12 protein-coding genes are annotated in these 17,740 nt (G+C 74.0%); 7 read left to right on the top strand and 5 right to left on the bottom strand.

The window, feature by feature from the left end; translation table 11 throughout:
• Positions 1-4: 4 nt before the first annotated feature.
• The 3 genes from AC0VYN_RS31570 to AC0VYN_RS31580 all read right to left on the bottom strand — a co-directional run bounded on the left by AC0VYN_RS31570 (position 5) and on the right by AC0VYN_RS31580 (position 5,794).
• Positions 5-1,516: a DUF5719 family protein gene (locus tag AC0VYN_RS31570; protein ID WP_475533722.1), complete on the bottom strand. Its 1,512-nt coding sequence runs from the start codon at positions 1,514-1,516 to the stop codon at positions 5-7.
• Positions 1,513-5,259 carry a glycosyltransferase family 2 protein gene (locus tag AC0VYN_RS31575; RefSeq protein ID WP_475533723.1) on the bottom strand — a complete coding sequence of 1,249 codons (3,747 nt, stop codon included), beginning with the start codon at positions 5,257-5,259 and terminating at the stop codon, positions 1,513-1,515. The genes AC0VYN_RS31570 and AC0VYN_RS31575 overlap by 4 nt, the downstream gene beginning before the upstream one ends.
• Before the next feature lie 271 nt (positions 5,260-5,530).
• Positions 5,531-5,794, bottom strand: coding sequence for a WhiB family transcriptional regulator (locus AC0VYN_RS31580; protein ID WP_003975777.1), 264 nt, complete (start codon positions 5,792-5,794; stop codon positions 5,531-5,533).
• 693 nt (positions 5,795-6,487) lie between these two features.
• Here AC0VYN_RS31580 and AC0VYN_RS31585 point away from each other — a divergent pair.
• From AC0VYN_RS31585 to AC0VYN_RS31600, 4 genes are all read left to right on the top strand, one after another.
• The gene (locus AC0VYN_RS31585; protein ID WP_475533724.1) at positions 6,488-7,009 is read left to right on the top strand and encodes a cysteine dioxygenase; all 522 of its coding nucleotides are present in this window, start codon (positions 6,488-6,490) and stop codon (positions 7,007-7,009) included.
• 44 nt (positions 7,010-7,053) lie between these two features.
• Positions 7,054-8,013: a 2-phospho-L-lactate transferase gene (gene cofD / locus AC0VYN_RS31590; protein WP_475533725.1), complete on the top strand. Its 960-nt coding sequence runs from the start codon at positions 7,054-7,056 to the stop codon at positions 8,011-8,013.
• Positions 8,010-9,317: a coenzyme F420-0:L-glutamate ligase gene (locus AC0VYN_RS31595; protein WP_475533726.1), complete on the top strand. Its 1,308-nt coding sequence runs from the start codon at positions 8,010-8,012 to the stop codon at positions 9,315-9,317. Before cofD ends, AC0VYN_RS31595 begins: the two co-directional genes overlap by 4 nt.
• Before the next feature lie 163 nt (positions 9,318-9,480).
• Positions 9,481-10,491: a DNA-3-methyladenine glycosylase family protein gene (locus tag AC0VYN_RS31600; protein WP_475533727.1), complete on the top strand. Its 1,011-nt coding sequence runs from the start codon at positions 9,481-9,483 to the stop codon at positions 10,489-10,491.
• Positions 10,492-10,704: 213 nt separating this feature from the next.
• Here AC0VYN_RS31600 and manB read toward each other — a convergent pair whose 3' ends face one another.
• Both manB and AC0VYN_RS31610 read right to left on the bottom strand, forming a co-directional pair.
• Complete coding sequence (manB, locus tag AC0VYN_RS31605) at positions 10,705-11,787, bottom strand: mannose-1-phosphate guanylyltransferase (RefSeq protein ID WP_475533728.1); 1,083 nt, start codon at positions 11,785-11,787, stop codon at positions 10,705-10,707.
• A 104-nt stretch (positions 11,788-11,891) separates the two neighbouring features.
• Positions 11,892-13,184 (bottom strand): peptidoglycan recognition protein family protein, encoded by a 1,293-nt coding sequence (locus AC0VYN_RS31610; RefSeq protein ID WP_475533729.1) that lies wholly within the window; start codon positions 13,182-13,184, stop codon positions 11,892-11,894.
• 138 nt (positions 13,185-13,322) lie between these two features.
• Between AC0VYN_RS31610 and AC0VYN_RS31615 the strand changes: the two genes are divergently transcribed.
• The 3 genes from AC0VYN_RS31615 (at position 13,323) to AC0VYN_RS31625 (ending at position 17,713) form a co-directional block, all read left to right on the top strand.
• Positions 13,323-14,087, top strand: coding sequence for a TIGR03089 family protein (locus AC0VYN_RS31615; protein ID WP_385461253.1), 765 nt, complete (start codon positions 13,323-13,325; stop codon positions 14,085-14,087).
• 411 nt (positions 14,088-14,498) lie between these two features.
• Positions 14,499-15,707, top strand: coding sequence for an LCP family protein (locus AC0VYN_RS31620; RefSeq protein WP_475533730.1), 1,209 nt, complete (start codon positions 14,499-14,501; stop codon positions 15,705-15,707).
• 260 nt (positions 15,708-15,967) lie between these two features.
• Entirely contained in the window at positions 15,968-17,713 is a 1,746-nt protein-coding gene (locus AC0VYN_RS31625) for an LCP family protein (protein ID WP_475533731.1), read from the top strand.
• Positions 17,714-17,740 lie beyond the last annotated feature (27 nt).

A 17,740-nucleotide genomic window follows, 5' to 3' on the forward strand; every position in this document is an offset into this window, starting at 1 on the left:
CCCGTCACCTCTGCAGCACCGACAGGTCCTCCTCCGCCTCCGGGACCGCGACCATCCCCCGGTCGTCCGGGAGGGTCTGGACCGTGAAGGCCGCCGCGTCGTCGTTCTCCGGCTGGGTCAGGGTGCGGGCCGCGTACACGGGGCCGCCGGACACGGGCTCGACCGTCAGGGCGTAGGTGCCCTTCAGGCCCGCCGGGACCGGCAGTTGCACGTCCTGCGTGGTGCCGCCCTTGATCGTGTACGTCCGGGAGGCCGTCGTGCCGCCCTCGCTGCCCGCCGACGCCGTGACCTTCACCTGTGCGGCCTGGCCGGGCGCGGTCAGGGACAGGGTGGTGCCCTTGGCGCGGTTGTCCACCGCGGTCGCGCGCGCCCCGACCGGGCCGGAGGCGGGGATGAACGCCGTCTCCTGCGCCGCGCCCTTGCCCCGCACCACCCGCAGCGCGGCGACGACCGGCACGGACCGGCTCGCCGGCGTCAGCACCAGCGAGCCCGCCTCGCCCCGCGTGACCTCGCCGAGGTCGATGCCCGTCGTCATGCCCGCCTTGACGCGCACCGTCTCGTGCCCGGCGGGCGTGATCAGCCCGTTCGGTGAGGCGAGCCGCACCTTCAGGTCGGCGTCGGTGTCACCGGGCGTGAACAGCACCAGGCGGACGGCCGTGGCGTCCTTGGGGATGCCCGGCAGCACCACGCTGCCCGCCGGGTCCGTGGCCGCGGCCAGCCAGTCGCCGCCGGTCTTGTCGTCGAGGGCCTGCACCGTGGCGCCGACCCGCCCGCTGCGCACGCCGACATGCACGGTGAGGTCGGCCTCCTGCGCGTCGACGAGCGTGGACAGCAGGATCGACTCGCTCGCGTGGGCGGGCACCGTGATGCCGTCCGCCACCGACGACTTCACGGCGCCGTCCTTGCTGTAGAGCTCGATGTCGACGACGGCCGCCGCGTCGTCGGGGTTCGTCAGGTGCACGTAGTCGGTGCGGTCCGCCGTCGTGGCGGCGCCGGGGAACCAGAACTGGGTGTCCGGCGCGGTGCAGTTGACGCCCAGCAGGCCGCGGCCCGTGCCGGCGGTGACCTCGGTGGTGGCCTGCACCGTCCAGCCGGGGGCGTAGCTCCCCTCCGCGGTGCCGACGAGCGCGGGCTTGTCGGCACCGGTGGTCCCCGCGGCGACCGGGGTGCCGGGGGCCTTGGGCTGGACGACGGGTTTCCCGGCCTTGTCCCCGGCCTTCCCGCCCTGCTCGTCCCCGCTTTCCCCGCTCTGCTCCGCCGTGGCGGCGGCGAGCTGGGCCGAGCCCTTGGCGTCGGTGCCCCGGGTGACGGGCGTGAACGACGTGTACGTCGTCTCGGCCAGGTCGGAGGTGCTGGGCACCGGGCACAGCAGACTGGTCCGCTCCACGGGCAGCCGCGCGGCCGCCGCGCCGGCGGGGTCCGCGCCGGAGGCGTCGGGCGTGGAGAGCGCCGCGAATCCGGTGACGGCGGCGAGCGCGGTGGCGCCGGCGATCAGGGACAGGGTGGTGCGGTTCACTGCTGGCTCCCGTCGGGACGCTCACTGCCCGGGCCGTGGGGCTGCTGGTGGGCCTGGGAAGGGTCGTACGGCGTGTCGTATCCGCCCTGGCCGTACGCCGGGTCGTAGGTGCCGGACCCGGCCGGGTCGCCGTAGGCGTACGGGTCGTACCCGCCCGCCTCGTACTGGCCCTCGTACGGACCGTCCTGGGCACCCTGGGTGGGCTGGGCGCCCTGGTAGGTGTCCGTCCCGTACGGCTGCTGCCCGTAGGCGGCCGGGTCGTACTGCTGCCGGGCGTCCTGGTACTGCTCGCCGTACGTGCCGTAGGAGCCGTACTCGGCGTCCTGGTAGCCGGCCTGTTCCCAGTCGCCGGGCGCCTGCTGGGGGATCGTCACCGGCGGCTCCTGCGGCGGTACGGGGGGCGCGGCGGGGTCTTCAGCCGTGCCGGCCTCCGTCCCGGTGCCGTCGCCGGCCTCCGCCTCGGCCTCCGCCTGGGCCCGCAGCCGGCGCGCCCTGCGTCCCTCGCCGGCGACCGCCTGGGCGGGGACGACCGGCTCGTCGGGCAGGTCGTCGTCGACGTCGCGGCGCCGGCCGGGCAGGGCGAGCACCACGAGCACGACGGCGAGCAGGCCCTGGGCCCACAGCCAGGCGGTGTGGGTGAACGGGTCGTCGTAGGTGACGTCCAGCCGGCCGCCGGCGGCGGGCAGTTCGAAGCCCTGGGCCCAGCCGTCGACCGTGGTGCGGGTGAGCGGCTTGCCGTCGAGGGTGGCCGTCCAGCCGTCGGCGGCGGTGTCGGCGAGGCGCAGCACGCGCCCCTCGGAGCCGGCCGGGATCTTCGTGTGGATCTCCACGGGTCCGGCGGCGACGGGCTGCGGCTCGCCCTTGGCGTCGCCGCCCGGCACGACGGTCGCCCGCGCGACGTCCCGCTCCACCTGCCACAGCCCGCTGCCGTCCTGCTGGCTGAGCCGCCTCAGGCCCGGCGTGGCGTCCAGGACGCGGACGACGTCGTGGGGGGCTCCCTTGTGCACGAGGACGTAGCGCACGGCGAAGCCGCCGAGCTGGTCGGCCTGGTCGGCGCCGGATCCGGCCACGAGGTTGGCGACGACCTTGTCGAGCCGGGTGTTCCCCCCGCCGGCGGCCAGTTCGCCGTCGCCGAGGCGGACCCCGGCGCCGCGGACCAGCATGTAGCTCACATGGGCGGCGGAGTCGCTGTCGAGGACGAGGGTGCGGGCCTGGTCGCGGGTGACGCTGTCCTCGGCGACGAACGCGGGCACCTGCACGGGGTCGCGGCGCTCCAGGGGCCCGTCCGCGCCGCCGATCATCCAGCCGACGGCGGCGATCAGCGGGCCGACGGCCGACGCGAGGGCGATGAGCGCGGCGACCGGCTGACGCCAGCCGAAGCTCTGCTCGGCGACGCGCGAGCGCGCTCCGTCGGCGCCCAGCACGGCCGCGGCCAGCAGGGCGATGCCGTAGACGAGGGTGGCCGGGCCGGCCCAGGCGGACCGGTTCGACAGGACCGCGAAGACCAGGGCGACCAGCGCGACGGCCCAGGCCGCCCGGATCGCCCGCTGCCGCTCGGAGCGCAGCAGGGCGGCCAGCGCGGCCGCCACGAGCCCGATGAGGACCAGCCCGCCGACCGTGCCGGGGCCGCCGGGGCTGGCGCCGAGCAGGTCGAGCGCGGAGGCGGCGGAGGAGCCGTACTCCAGGCCGGCCTCGTCGAGGAAGCCGAACGGCAGCAGCGACAGCGACCAGGGCGCGAGCAGCAGCAGGGACGTGCCGAGCTGGGCGAGGAGGCGCAGCCCGTACGCCGTGATGTCGCCACGGCGCAGGACCAGGACACCGATGCCGAGCAGCAGCGCGATGGGCCACACGACGGGCGTGAAGGCGGTGGTGACGGTCAGCAGCAGCGCGTACGCCCAGGTGGCGCGCCAGCTGCCGCGCGCCCCGCCCTGGCCGGCCAGGCCGGCCGCGGTCACGCCCGCGCGCGCGGCGAGCGGGAGCAGCACGGCGAGGACGGCGGTGCCGATGCGGCCGCTCGCGAGGGCGCCGGTGGCCGCGGGCAGGAAGGCGTAGGCGACGGCCGCCCAGGCGCGCAGCAGCCGGGAGGGCACGAGCGGACGGGAGGCGAAGTACGCGGTGACGCCGGCGAGGGGCACCGAGCAGACCAGCATCAGGGTGACGGCCAGTCCGGTGGAGCCGAGCAGCACGGAGGCGAGCGTGGCGACGATCGCCAGGTAGGGCGGCGCGGAGGCGGTGCCGCCGGTGCCCACGGTGTGCCAGGCGTCCGCGTACCGCGACCACAGCTCGCCGGCGCCGGCCGGGGCGGGCAGCAGCGCGCCGCCCGCGAGTGCGCCGCCGCCGAGGAGTGCGCGGCAGGCGGCCAGGGAGACGAGCAGCAGCACCACGAAGAGCAGCGGGCCGGGTTTGCGGGCGATGCGCTTGAGGCGGGCGAACTGCTCGATCTCGAGGAAGTCGGCGTCGTCACCGCCCGGTCCGGACTCGATGGCGCCGCCGTGCCGTCCGGCGCCCGCGGCCGCTTCCGCGTCGGAGCTGCCGGCGAGGCTGCCCGCGATCTGTTCGACGGTGACGCGGACGGTCGCGCCGGGAGGCGGGAACAGAGAGCGCAGTTCGTCCTTCTCGACCTGCGGGCGCCCGCGTTCACGCCGTCCCGCGACGATGCGCTCGGGCCGGAGCAGGACGCCCAGCAGGCCCCGGATCTCGTCCAGTGCCTGGCCGGGGACCTTGCCGACGAGGTAGGCGAGGGTCCGCAGCAGCGTGCCGAGGACGAGGCGCAGCAGCACCCAGGGCAGGGCGGCGGTGCGGACGTTGACCAGGAGGGTGTGGACGGCGCCGGCCTTGTCCACCTTGTGCGGGGAGGCGGTGGTGCGCCCCGCGCAGTCGACGGCGCGGCGTTCCCGGGAGGCCGCCTCGGCGTGGCGTACGACCGCCTCCGGGGCGACCAGCACGCGCAGCCCGGCGGCGTGCGCGCGCCAGCACAGGTCGACGTCGTCGCGCATCAGGGGCAGCCGGCGGTCGAATCCGCCGAGCCGCTCGAAGACGTCACGCCGGATCAGCATGCCGGCGGTGGACACCGACAGCACGGACCGGACGTGGTCGTGCTGGCCCTGGTCCTGTTCACGCCGGTCCAGGCCGGTCCAGCGGCGGCCGGAGTTGGCGATGGAGACGCCGACCTCCAGCAGTTGCCGGCGGTCGTACCAGCCGCGGAGTTTGGGGCCGACGACGGCGACGTCCTCGCGGCCGAGTTCGTACTCGTTGTCGACGACGCGCAGCAGTTGGGCCAGGGCGTCGGGTTCGGGGGCGCAGTCGTCGTGCAGCAGCCACAGCCACTGCACCGGGTCTCCGTGCGGGAGTTCGGGCAGGTCGTAGGCGTCGTCGCGCCAGGTGCGCGTGACGGGGTCCCAGCCGCTGGGCCGCCGCAGGTAGGCCAGGTCCTCGGGGGTCAGGTGCGGTGCGGTGCGCTCGGCCTCGGCGACGGCCTGGCCGAAGCCGGTGCGCCGGGCGAGGTGCAGCACGCGGTCGTCGCCGAGGGCCTCGGTGACCAGCCGGGCGGAGTCGTCGGCGCTGCCGGTGTCGGCCGCCACGGCGTACTGGACGGGGCGCTCCTGGCCGAGCAGCCCGGCGAGAGCGTCGGGCAGCCAGCGGGCTCCGTCGTGGGAGACGAGGACCGCCGTCACGACATGGCGCGGGAACTCAGGTGCGGCAGCGAGGTCTTGCTGGGCTGCCGTGTGGCTGTGCACGGACATCGAGGTACGGGCCCCGGTTCGGTGGACTGCGGTGGACACCCGTGCCTGTGGGGAACGGCGGGGCGTCTCGGACGAGCGCCCACACTATCGGCAGATCAAACCGGGCGGCGCGAAGCGCCTCGTCGAGGGGCGCCGGCCGGGAGACGGGCGGGCACGACGACGGCCCGCCGCCGGTGGACAATCCGCCTGCGAGGGGCCGTTCATGTCATGGGGTACGCGCGGGGTGCGCCGCTCGCCGGACGGTGGGCCGGGGCCCGCAGCGGACGCCGGGTCAGACGGCGGCCTTCTTCAGACGGCGGCGCTCCCGCTCGGACAGTCCGCCCCAGATGCCGAAGCGCTCGTCGTTGGCCAGGGCGTACTCGAGGCACTCGGAGCGGACCTCGCAGGCGAGGCAGACCTTCTTGGCCTCCCGGGTGGAGCCGCCCTTCTCGGGGAAGAAGGACTCGGGGTCGGTCTGGGCGCACAGTGCGCGCTCCTGCCAGCCGAGCTCCTCGTCCGCGTCGTCGACCAGCAGTTGCTGCACCAGCTCGGTCATGTGCGCCCCTCGTCCGTCCTTCACGTCCCCGTGATCCAGCCGTTATCGATTCCGACTGAACGACACGAGTGAAATTACAAGTGTGCTGCTCCGGGCGAGTCAAGCCGAGATCTGCTATTAGGCCCCTTATTCACTCTGCAGAACCAAGGCCTTGCAGAAAGTGTTCAAATCGCCATAAACCTTGACATGCCAACGAGGCCGCAGAAGCCCCCGCCTCCGCACAGAGCCTGTACGGAGGAGGACGCTCCGGCGTTCGCGCTCGTTCCGGCACACTCACCGAAGCGAACCGGATCACATTCGGATCACGGGATCGCAACGGGGGTTGTGCGCCCGGCTTGTGCCGCATGTGTCCCGTAACCCCCAGGAGCAAACCTTCCATCGGGGAGATGAACCGGATGAGGTGAAACACGTCCCACATCACGGGCATCAGGTTGACAGTGCTGGTGTGAGCCGCTGTCCTTGTGGGCATGCTCGCGAACTCGGCACTCGCCTCGACCCGCACCGCCGGGTCCCACGGTGCTGCCCGCGCTCGCTGTAGCTGTTGCCGCTGTTCCAGCTGTTGAGCCGACCACGCTCCGGCTGACCCGGGTCCACTCGGCCCGGCTGTGATCCCACGCCCCGACCAGGGCGTTCTTCGCGTCTCGCTCCTCTCCGCACTTCCACGCACCCTTCCGCCGAGGAACCACCGCACCCATGAACAGCGACAGCGACCTCCAGATCGCCGGCGACATCCTCGAAGTCCCCCACCTCCTCCAGGCACCGCGCGAGCACCCGGCCACCGTCGCCGAGTTCGCCGGGCTGGTCCGCTCCCTCGCCGCGGACCGCTCCCAGTGGGAGCACCTCGTGCAATACGACACCACGACGCGCTGGTACCACCGGCTGCGCACCGGCCCCGGCTACGAGGTCTGGTTGCTGTCCTGGCTGCCGGGGCAGGGCAGCGGGCGCCACGACCACGGCCCCTCCTCGGGTGTGTGGACGGTCCTGGACGGCTCCCTGACCGAGCGCACGGAGCGCGGCACGCGCGTGCTGGGCGCGGGGACGCAGAAGGTGTTCGCGCCGGGGTACGCGCACGAGGTCGCCAACGACACGCTGGAACCGGCGGTCAGCCTGCACGTCTACTACCCGGCCCTCACCGAGATGCCCATGCACTCCGCGCGGTGCTCGGCCGCCGCGCCGCACGACGCGGACGCCGGGGCCGGAGCCGGGGTGCTGTGACGACTGGCTGACGCAGTGTCGTGGCCGCCTGCGAGACTGGGTGCATGCGCATTGTGGTTCTGGCAGGCGGCATCGGTGGTGCCCGGTTCCTGCGTGGTCTGAAGCGGGCCGCGCCGGACGCGGACATCACGGTCATCGGCAACACCGGCGACGACATCCACCTCTTCGGGCTGAAGGTCTGCCCGGACCTCGACACGGTGATGTACACGCTGGGTGAGGGCATCAACGAGGAGCAGGGCTGGGGGCGGGCCGACGAGACCTTCCACCTCAAGGAGGAGCTCGCGGCCTACGGCGTCGGGCCGGAGTGGTTCGGTCTGGGCGACCGGGACTTCGCCACGCACATCGTGCGGACGCAGATGATCGGCGCGGGCTACCCGCTCAGCGCGGTGACCGAGGCGCTGTGCGACCGCTGGAAGCCGGGCGTGCGCCTCCTGCCGATGACCGACGACCGCGTCGAGACGCACGTGGCCGTCGAGCTGGACGGCGAGCGCAAGGCCGTGCACTTCCAGGAGTACTGGGTGCGGCTGCGGGCCTCGGTCCCCGCCGAGGCGGTCGTGCCGGTCGGCGCGGAGCAGTCGAAGCCGGCGCCGGGCGTCCTGGAGGCCGTCGCCGAGGCGGACGTGATCCTCTTCCCGCCGTCCAACCCGGTCGTCTCGATCGGCACGATCCTCGCCGTGCCCGGCATCCGGGAGGCGATCGCCGACGCCGGGGTGCCGGTGGTCGGCCTCTCCCCGATCGTCGGGGACGCGCCCGTGCGCGGGATGGCCGACAAGGTCCTCGCGGCGGTCGGCGTGGAGTCCACGGCGGCCGCGGTCGCCGAGCACTACGGCTCGGGCCTGCTCGACGGCTGGCTGGTCGACACGGTCGACGCCGAGGCCGTGACGCGGGTCAGGGCCGCCGGCATCCTGTGCCGCGCCGTGCCGCTGCTGATGACCGACGCCGACGCCGCGGCGCAGATGGCCCGGGAGGCGCTTGCGCTGGCGGAGGAGGTGCGGGAGACGTGAGCGACGGTGCTCCCGCATACCGGGTCCGGGCGGTCCCCGGCCTGCCGGAGGTGCAGCCGGGCGACGACCTGGCCAAGCTGATCGCGGCGGCCGACCCCGGCCTGGCCGACGGGGACGTGCTCCTCGTCACCTCCAAGATCGTCTCCAAGGCGGAGGGCCGCGTCGTACGGGCCACCGACCGGGAGGCCGCGATCGACGCCGAGACGGTACGGGTGGTGGCCCGGCGCGGGGCGCTGCGCATCGTCGAGAACCGTCAGGGCCTGGTCATGGCGGCGGCCGGCGTCGACGCCTCCAACACCCCCGCCGGGACGGTGCTGCTGCTCCCCGAGGATCCGGACGCGTCCGCGCGGGCCATCCGCGACGGCCTGCGGGACACGCTGGGCGTGGACGTGGGCGTGGTCGTCACCGACACCTTCGGGCGTCCGTGGCGGGCCGGGCTCACCGACGTGGCGATCGGCGCCGCGGGCGTGCGGGTCCTCGACGACCTGCGCGGCGGCACGGACGCGCACGGCAATCCGCTGGGCGCCACCGTCGTCGCCACCGCCGACGAGCTCGCCGCCGCGGGCGACCTGGTCAAGGGCAAGGCCGCCGGGCTGCCCGTCGCCGTCGTGAGCGGGCTGCCCGGGGTGGTGACCGGGGACGACGGCGAGGGGGCGCGGGCCATGGTGCGCGGCGCGCGCGACGACATGTTCCGGCTCGGCACGTCGGAGGCGGTGCGCCAGACGGTCACCCAGCGGCGGACCGTGCGGGCCTTCACGGACGAACCGGTCGACCCCGGTGCCGTACGCCGGGCGGTGGCCGCGGCGGTCACCGCGCCGGCGCCGCACCACACGACGCCGTGGCGGTTCGTCCTGCTGGAGTCCGCCGCGTCCCGCACCCGGCTGCTCGACGCCATGCGGGACGCCTGGATCGCCGACCTCGAGCGGGACGGCAAGAGCGAGGAGTCCATCGCCAGGCGGGTGCGCCGCGGGGACGTGCTCCGCAACGCGCCCTGCCTCGTCGTGCCCTGCCTGGTCATGGACGGCTCGCACACCTACGGGGACGCACGGCGCGACGCGGCCGAGCGGGAGATGTTCGTGGTCGCCACCGGCGCGGGCGTGCAGAACCTCCTCGTCGCGCTCGCCGGGGAGCGGCTGGGCTCGGCCTGGGTGTCCTCGACGATGTTCTGCCGGGACGTCGTGCGGGAGGTTCTCGGGCTGCCGGAGGACTGGGACCCGATGGGTGCCGTCGCGGTCGGCCACCCCGCCGAGGAGCCCCGGCCGCGGGCGGAGCGGGACGCGGAGGCGTTCATCGAGGTGCGGTGAGGTCGGGGGCGGACGGTGCCGGGGCGGTGCCGTCCGGCGCGGGGGGGGCGGTGCCGCGGGCCGTCCCGGCGCCCGGCCGCGCCGCGACGGGGTGACGCTCTACCCTCGTAGAGGCCTCTCGTTCCGCAGGGGCCTCTCCCTCTCCCGTCCCAGGGGCTTCATCGTGGCAGGACGTTTCGCTCCCCGGCCCACGCGTACGACGGTGCGCGGCGGGGAGACCGTCGTGCCCGTGGGGGCGGTGCCGGCGCCCCGGCAGGCCGTCGCGCCCGGGAAGGTGCGGGTGTGGGTGCCGGACGGGCCGCTGGAACTGGGGCTGGTCCTCGGGCCGTTGCGGCGCGGGCCGGGCGACCCGACCTTCCGGACGACGCCCGACGGCTCGGTGTGGCGGGCCAGCCTCACGCCCGCCGGGCCGGGCACGCTGCGGGTCTCCGCGCGCGGCGGCGAGGTGCGGGGCGAGGCCTGGGGGCCGGGTGCGGAGTGGCTGCTGGAGCAGCTGCCGCGGATGCTGGGCGCCGACGACGACCCGTCCGCGTTCGTGCCCCGGCACCGGCTGCTGGCCCACACCTCGCACCGGCGGCCGGGGCTGCGGCTGACGCGGACCGGGCTGGTGCTGGAGTCGCTGATCCCGTCGATCCTGGAGCAGAAGGTCACGACGCTGGAGGCGTACCAGGCGTGGCGGGTGCTGGTACGGAAGTACGGCGAACCGGCGCCGGGGCCCGCGCCCGCGCGGATGCACGTGATGCCGGCGGCGCGGACGTGGGCGCTGATCCCGTCCTGGGAGTGGCACAAGGCCGGGGTGGACAACAAGCGGGCGTCGACGATCCTGCGGGCCGTGCGGGTCGCCGCGCGGATGGAGGAGGCGGCCGGGATGGAGCCGGCGGCGGCACAGGCGCGGCTGGAGGTCGTGTCCGGCATCGGGCCGTGGACCTCGGCGGAGACCGTGCAGCGCAGTCATGGGGCGCCGGACGCGGTGACGGTGGGGGACCTGCATCTGCCGGGGATCGTGGGGTTCGCGCTGGGCGGGGACCGGGACGCGGACGACGCGGTGATGCTGCGGCTGCTGGAGCCGTATGCCGGGCAGCGGCATCGGGCGGCTCGGCTGGTGCTGTTGAGTGGGCGGGTGCCGGGGAGGCGGGCTCCGCGGATGGCTCCGCGGGGGATCGAGCGGATCTGAGGGGGCGGGACCGGGGGGCGCGTGCCTTCTGGGCGTCGACCGGTCTCCGGTGCTGGTGCGCGCGCTGGTGCTGATGCGGGGCGGGGGTGGGTCTCGTGGCCCGGCGCTACCGGTGCCGCTGCGCCCACCCGTGCCGCCCCTGGGGGTACCTCCCAGGCCGTTCAGGCGCTGGGGGAGGCACGACTGCCCGCAGCTGCGCCCCCGGGCTTCGGGTCAGGCGTCGGAGGAGAAGCGGAGGGAGGCCGGGGGTATGCGGGCGTCGCACCAGACTCGGACGCCGGAGCGGAGTTCGTTGTCGGCGCCGACGACCGCGCCGTCGCCGATGACCGTGTCCGTGAGAACCGAGCGGGTGCCGACGCGGGCGCGGGTGCCGATGAGGGAGTCGGTGATGACGGCGCCCGGCTCGATGACCGCGCCGGGCAGGATCGTGCTGCCGAAGACACGCGCCCCCTCCGCGACGAAGGCGCCCTCGCCCACGACCGTGCCGCCGGTCAGCTTGGCGTCGGGCGCGACGACGGCCGTGGGCAGGATCAGGCGGTCACCGCAGCGGCCCGGTACCGCCGGGGACGGGGCGCGGCCGAGGACGAGGTCCGCCGAGCCGCGGACGAAGGCCGCCGGGGTGCCGAGGTCGAGCCAGTACGTGGAGTCGACCATGCCCTGGAGATGCGCTCCGGTGGCGAGGAGCTCCGGGAAGGTCTCCCGTTCGACCGAGACCGGGCGGCCCGCCGGGATGGTGTCGATGACCGAGCGGCGGAAGACGTACGCCCCCGCGTTGATCTGGTCGGTGACGATCTCCTCCGGGGTCTGCGGCTTCTCCAGGAACGCCAGGACCCGGCCCGTGCCGTCCGTGGGGACCAGGCCGTACGCCCTCGGGTCCGTCACCTTCGTCAGGTGCAGGGAGACGTCCGCGCCCGTCGTCCCGTGGGTGCGCACCAGCGCGCCGATGTCCAGGCCCGTCAGGATGTCGCCGTTGAAGACGAGCACGGGCTCGTCGGGGCCCGAGTGCAGCCGCGACGCCACGTTGCGGATCGCGCCGCCGGTCCCGAGCGGCTCCTCCTCCGTGACGTACTCGAGGTGGAGGCCCAGGGATGAGCCGTCGCCGAAGTACGGCTCGAAGACCTCGGCCAGGTAGCTCGTCGCGAGCACGATGTGCTCGACGCCCGCCGCCTTCGCCCGCGCCAGCTGATGGGTGAGGAACGGCACCCCGGCCGCCCTGACCATGGGCTTCGGGGTGTGCACCGTGAGCGGGCGCAGCCGCGTGCCCTTACCGCCGACCAGGAGGATCGCTTCTGTCACCTGTCGTCTCTGCTTCCTGCCGGGACCGGCCGAACTGTCTTTCGGCCGGCCAGTGTATGCAGACCGTTCCCTGGCGCCTTCGATGGCCGTGCGGTGTTCCGTCCTCAGCGGCCCTGGTACTTCGCCGCCGAGGAACGGGCCGTGCCGAGCTTGCGGTAGAGCTGCTTGCCGGGGCAGCTCGTGGCGAAGCCGTCGCGGTGACCCGAGATGACGTTCAGTCGTACGTTCTTACCTTTTCGGTAGAGATTGCCACCACCGGACTTCAGGTATGTCTTGCCGCGCGGATTCATGCCGGCGAGACCGAGCTTCCACGCGGTGAGCCGGGCGACGGCCTTGACAGCGGCGGACGACGGCTTCTTCGAGCTGTACGTGCCGAGGACCGCGATTCCCATGCTGTTGGAGTTGAACCCCATGGTGTGGGCACCCAGTACCGGCTTCGTCACTCCCCCGGCCCGGCCCTCGTAGATCTTTCCGCACTTGTCGACGAGGAAGTTGTAGCCGATGTCCCGCCAGCCCATGCTCTTGACGTGGTAGCGGTGGATACCGCGAATGACTGACGGGGCCTGCGAGCAGCGGTAGTTGTTGCCCGTGGCCGAGTGGTGCACGAAGGCCGCCTTCACCTTCTTCGTGTACACGGGCTTCTTCCGGCGCAGCTTCTCGTCCGCGCCCCAGCCGCGCCTCGTGGTGATGCCCGGGCGCGCGCCGACGTACGGCTCGGCCCGCTGCCGCTCCGTCAGGACGCCGAGGGCGAGGAGCTCGCTCACGGTCCGGGTGCGGCTCAGTGCGGGGATCTCGGTGGCGCGGGGGCGGCCGACGGCCGCCGGGTCCGTGCGGGGTCGCGGCGGGGTGCCCTTGCCGGGGTCGACGAGTTCGAGGCGCAGGCCGGTGGGGAGCGGGGGCGTGGCGCCGCCGCGCTCGTCCGCCGCGCGGACCCGCACCTCCACGCCGTTCGACTCCCCCACCCACAGTGGTGCGGTGGCGCCGCGCACCCGGCCCGACGCGCTCTCGGCGGTGCCCGGGTCGGCGGCGTGGTCGGCGGTGTGCGTGTCGAAGTCCTGCCAGGCGGACCAGGCGCCGGTGGCGGTGGCGCGGGTGCGGACCTGGACGCGGCCGTGCAGGGCGGTGGCCGGGTCGTCCCAGACGACGCCGACCAGGGAGAAGTACCGGGTGCCCCGGCGGGTGACGCCCTGTTCGGCGGTGCCGGGGGAGGTGGGGGCGCGGTCGCCGGCGAGGGGGGTGAGCGGCAGCGACTGGGTGCTGCCGGGGACGTACGCCCCGGCGGGTGCGGATGCCGGTGCCGCTCCTGCGGCGGCTGCCGTCGCGGGTGCGGCGGTGACCGGGAGGGCCAGTGCGGCCGCGCAGGTGACGCCTATTGAGGAAGTGAGGAATCCATGCATGCCCTCGATCCTGGACACAGCCGGACATATCTGTCCATACGGGATATGACGGCCCGTAGGGTTTTTCCCTCGATCCGGTGGCGGCGACGTGGCCCGTCCGCCCGGGGCACGCGTGGGGGCCCGCGTACGCTTGCGCGGATGAACGCGACCGACCGCACCCCTGCCGACCTGCTGAGTTCCGCGCTCGCCGCGGACCCGGGACGCCCCCTGGTGACCTTCTACGACGACGCGACGGGCGAACGCGTCGAACTGTCCGTGGCCACCTTCGCCAATTGGGTGGCCAAGACCGCCAACCTGCTCCAGGACGAGCTGTCCGTCGAACCCGGTGACCGGGTCGCGCTGCTGCTGCCCGCGCACTGGCAGACGGCGGTGTGGCTGCTGGCGTGCGCGTCGGTGGGTGTCGTCGCCGACGTGGCCGGTGACCCGGCGGCGGCGGACGTGGTGGTGAGCGGGCCGGAGCCGGAGTCGCTGGAGGCGGCGCGGGCCTGCTCGGGGCCGCGGATCGCGCTGGCCCTGCGGCCGCTCGGCGGGCGGTTCCTGCCGGCCGCGCCGGAGGGCTTCGCCGACTACGCGGTGGAGGTGCCGGGGCAGGGTGACCGGTTCGTGCCGTACGCGCCGGTGGACCCGGAGGCTCCGGCACTGATCGTGGCCGGGCGGGAGTTCAGCGGGGCGGAGGTCGTGGAGCGGGCCCGGGCGGAGGCGTCGGGGCTGGGGCTCACGGGGCCGGGGGCGCGGATCCTGTCGGGGCTGCCGTACGACACGTGGGAGGGGCTGAACGCGGGGCTGTTCGGGCCGTTGGCGTCGGGTGGGTCGGTGGTGCTGTGCCGGCACCTGGATCGGGCCGGGGACGGTGTGGTGGATCAGCGGATCGAGGCGGAGCGGGTGTCGGCCACGGCGCGGTGAGGTCTTCGGGGGCGGGGTGACTCCGTCGGTGCGGAGTGGGTGCCGGTGCGGGTGCGTTCACCTACCGGCGTCCGCCAGGCGCCCCGCGTCGGCCCGGGCGCCGGGTGAGTGACGGGGCCCGGCGCTGACCGGGTGCCGCCGCGCCCACCCGTGCCGCCCCTGGGAGTACCTCCCAGGCCGTTCAGGCGCTGGGGGAGGCACGACTGCCCGCGGCTGAGAATGAGAAGGCGGCAGCACGACTTCCCGCGGTTGAGGGGGGCGGCGGTGCGACTGCCCGCGGCTCGGGGGGGCGGTGCGGGTCGTGACCCGTTCGGCTCAGTCGGGGCCGGGGGTTCGGCGGGGTGCGGGTCATGATCGGGGGAGCGCGGGCGGGCAGGGCACGCTCGTACGGCACGAGGGGTTGAGGCTGAGGTGAGCGACAGCGCGGGCGCGTCCCCCGACGGTGCCGGGCCCCTGGGGCCGGGAGCGGGCGCGTCCGCGACCGGGGACGGAAGGCGGCGGCGCAGGCGGCGCCGGCTGCGGTACGCGGGCATCGCGGTCGCCGTGCTCGGCGGCACCGCCGTGGGCGTCGGGTGGGCGGTGTACGCCAAGCTGAGCGGGAACATCACCGCCGACGAGGCCGCGGCGGCGGAGCTCGCGCGGTACGAGAAGGAGCGGCCCACCTCGCTGGTCCGCGGCGCCCAGAACCTGCTCGTCATCGGGTCGGACTCGCGCTCCGGCGACGGCAACGAGCGCTACGGGCGGGACACCGGGACGGAGCGGTCGGACACCACGATCCTGCTGCACCTCGCGGCGGGCCGGGACAGCGCGACCGCCGTCTCCCTCCCCCGCGACCTGATGGTGCGCGTGCCCGGCTGCCACCGCCGCGACGGCTCCCGCACCCAGCCGGTGTTCGCCCAGCTCAACTACGCCTTCGAGGCGGGCGGTTCGGCGAGCACCATCCGCACGGTGGAGGGACTGACCGGCATCCGGATCGACCATCACGTGGTCGTCGACTTCCAGGGCTTCAAGAAGATGGTCGACGCCCTCGACGGCGTCGAGGTGTGCCTGCGCCGGCCGGTCGACGACAAGGACGCCAGGCTGAAGCTGCCCGCGGGCCGGGTGACGCTCGACGGGGAGCGGGCCCTCGGCTACGTCCGGGCCCGCAAGTCGCTCGGCGACGGCAGCGACACCGACCGGATGGACCGCCAGCAGCGCTTCCTGGGGGCGCTCGTCAGCAAGGTGCGGAGCAATGACGTACTGCTGAATCCGGTGAAGCTCTATCCCGTGCTGGACGCGGCCACCTCGTCCCTCACCACCGATCCGGGCCTGGCGAGCCTGCGGGGCGTGTACGACCTCGCGCGCGGCCTGCGCGGCATCCCCGCCGGGCGTGTGCAGTTCCTGACCGTCCCGCGGGAGGCGTACGCGCGCGACGCCGATCGCGACCAACTCGTGCAGCCCGACGCCGAGAAGCTCTTCACCCGGCTGCGGACGGACGAACCGGTGGCGGTCGAGCGGGGCGCGCGCGGGACCGGGGGCGGGAACGGGTCCGGTGCGGCCGGCGCGCGCGAGGCCGAGGGCGCCGATTCCCCGCAGCCGACGTTCAGCGGCAACACCGCCGACGAGGACATCTGCGAGTAAAGCGCATCCAAAGACGGCACAAGGCGGAGCCAAGACATGCGCGACGCGGCGGACACTTGTCCAGGAAAAGGGTCGGATTGCCCAGTTGTAAGGACCGTGGAATGCGTCACCGTCGTCGCCGCGCGCCGAATCCGGCGGTTAATGTGAGCGATCCGGCGTGCCCGGCCACGAGGTTCTGACCCGCGGTCGCGCACTGAGTGACCGAGACCGGGCGCCTGGAGGGGATGGCGCGCGTGGCCCCGACGGAGGATCGGACAACCGTGGACGCGCAAGGCCGTGGGCGGGCGGACGACATCGACCCCGCAGACCAGTGGGTGCTCAACCCGGACACCGGCGAATACGAACTGCGACTGACCCCTTCCGCACCGCAGTCGGCGCCCCCGGCTCCCCGCGGTGCCGGCTCCGGCGCACCGGGCCCCTCGGGCCCGGCACGCGCCCGCACCGCACAGGCGTCCGCCGCGACCACCCCGGGGCGTGCGGTCCCGGGCCCGCGCAAACGGCGTACGGCGCCCGAGGAACCGCCCGGGCGGCGCGGCCGGCGGCGGCCGGTGAAGAAGAGGTCGACGGGCAGGAAGGTCCTGATGTGGACCGGCGGCACGATGGCGTTCGTCGTCCTCGGTGCCGCGGCGGCCGGGTACCTCTACCTGGAGCACCTCAACGACAACATCCAGTCCGTCGCCGACGACGGCGCGAGCACCGGTGGCTTCCAGAAGGACAAGGCCATCAACATCCTGCTGATCGGCACCGACAAGCGCACCGGCGACGGCAACGAGGGCTACGGCGACAGCGGCAGCGTCGGCCACGCCGACACCACGATCCTGCTGCACGTGTCCAAGGACCGCTCCAACGCGACCGCGCTCAGCATCCCCCGCGACCTGATCGTCGACATCCCCGACTGCCCGACCACGCAGGAGGACGGGACGCAGAAGGTCATCCCCGGCTCCACCGGCGTCCGCTTCAACACCAGCCTCGGCCAGGACGGCCGTACGCCCAGCTGCACCATGCGGACCGTCACCGAGCTGACCGGGGTCACCCCGGACAACTTCATGGTCGCCGACTTCAACGCCGTCAAGACGCTGACCAGCGCGGTCGGCGGGGTCGACGTCTGCCTCGCGAAGGACATCGACGATCCGGACTCGCACCTGAAGCTGTCCGCGGGCACGCACACCATCGAGGGCGAGCAGGCGCTGGCGTTCGTGCGCACCCGGCACTCGGTGGGCTTCGGCGGTGACCTGAGCCGCATCGAGATACAGCAGCAGTTCCTCAGCGCGCTGATGCGCAAGCTGAAGTCGAACGACACGCTCACCAGCCCGTCCAAGATGGTGAAGCTGGCGGAGGCGGGCACCAAGGCGCTGACCGTCGACGCCAAGCTGGACAGCATCGGCAAGCTGAAGGACCTCGGTCTGGAGCTGGGCAAGCTCAACACCAAGAACCTGACCTTCACCACGGTGCCGGTCGTCGACAACCCGGCCGAGAAGGTCGCGGCGACGGTCGTCCTCAAGGAGGCGCCCGCCGCCGAGGTGTTCGGCATGATCCGGAACGACATCTCGTTCACCGAGGTCAAGCAGCAGCAGAAGCAGGAGGCCGCCGCCGTCGCGGCCCGCCTCAAGGGCACCAGGTCCGATCCTTCCGAGGTCCGCGTCCGCGTCCTCAACGGCGGCGCCGTGAGCGGCAGCGCCCAGAAGGAACTCCAGTACCTCCAGACCGAGGCCGGCGTCACCAAGTCCGAGAACGCCGGCAACGCCCCCGCCGAACTGGCGAAGACCACCCTGGAGTACGCCCCCGACCAGGCCGACCAGGCCCGCGCGCTCGCCGAGATCCTCGGCCTGTCCGGCGCGGCCATGAAACCCGGCCGGAGCGTCACCAACTCGCAGGGCCTGCCCACCATGACCCTCACCCTCGGCAAGGACTTCAAGGGCGCCGGCGTCAAGCTCAACGCCACCTCCGGAAAGGCTCCGGAGGGGGTGGAGAAGTCCACGGCGGACAAGGTCCAGTGCGCCAGGTGACCTGACGGCCCTCTCCGACGTCTTACC

Source organism: Streptomyces sp. 63XJN7_1_ISO-PGPR-S23-121 (genome assembly GCF_056173025.1).

What these genes read in the sequence shown, in the direction of transcription:
- AC0VYN_RS31575 (WP_475533723.1), bottom strand. Translation starts at nt 5,259, where the DNA reads ATGTCCGTGCACAGCCACACGGCAGCCCAGCAAGACCTCGCTGCCGCA.
- AC0VYN_RS31580 (WP_003975777.1), bottom strand. Translation starts at nt 5,794, where the DNA reads ATGACCGAGCTGGTGCAGCAACTGCTGGTCGACGACGCGGACGAGGAG.
- AC0VYN_RS31585 (WP_475533724.1), top strand. Translation starts at nt 6,488, where the DNA reads ATGAACAGCGACAGCGACCTCCAGATCGCCGGCGACATCCTCGAAGTC.
- cofD (WP_475533725.1), top strand. Translation starts at nt 7,054, where the DNA reads ATGCGCATTGTGGTTCTGGCAGGCGGCATCGGTGGTGCCCGGTTCCTG.
- AC0VYN_RS31610 (WP_475533729.1), bottom strand. Translation starts at nt 13,184, where the DNA reads ATGCATGGATTCCTCACTTCCTCAATAGGCGTCACCTGCGCGGCCGCA.
- AC0VYN_RS31615 (WP_385461253.1), top strand. Translation starts at nt 13,323, where the DNA reads ATGAACGCGACCGACCGCACCCCTGCCGACCTGCTGAGTTCCGCGCTC.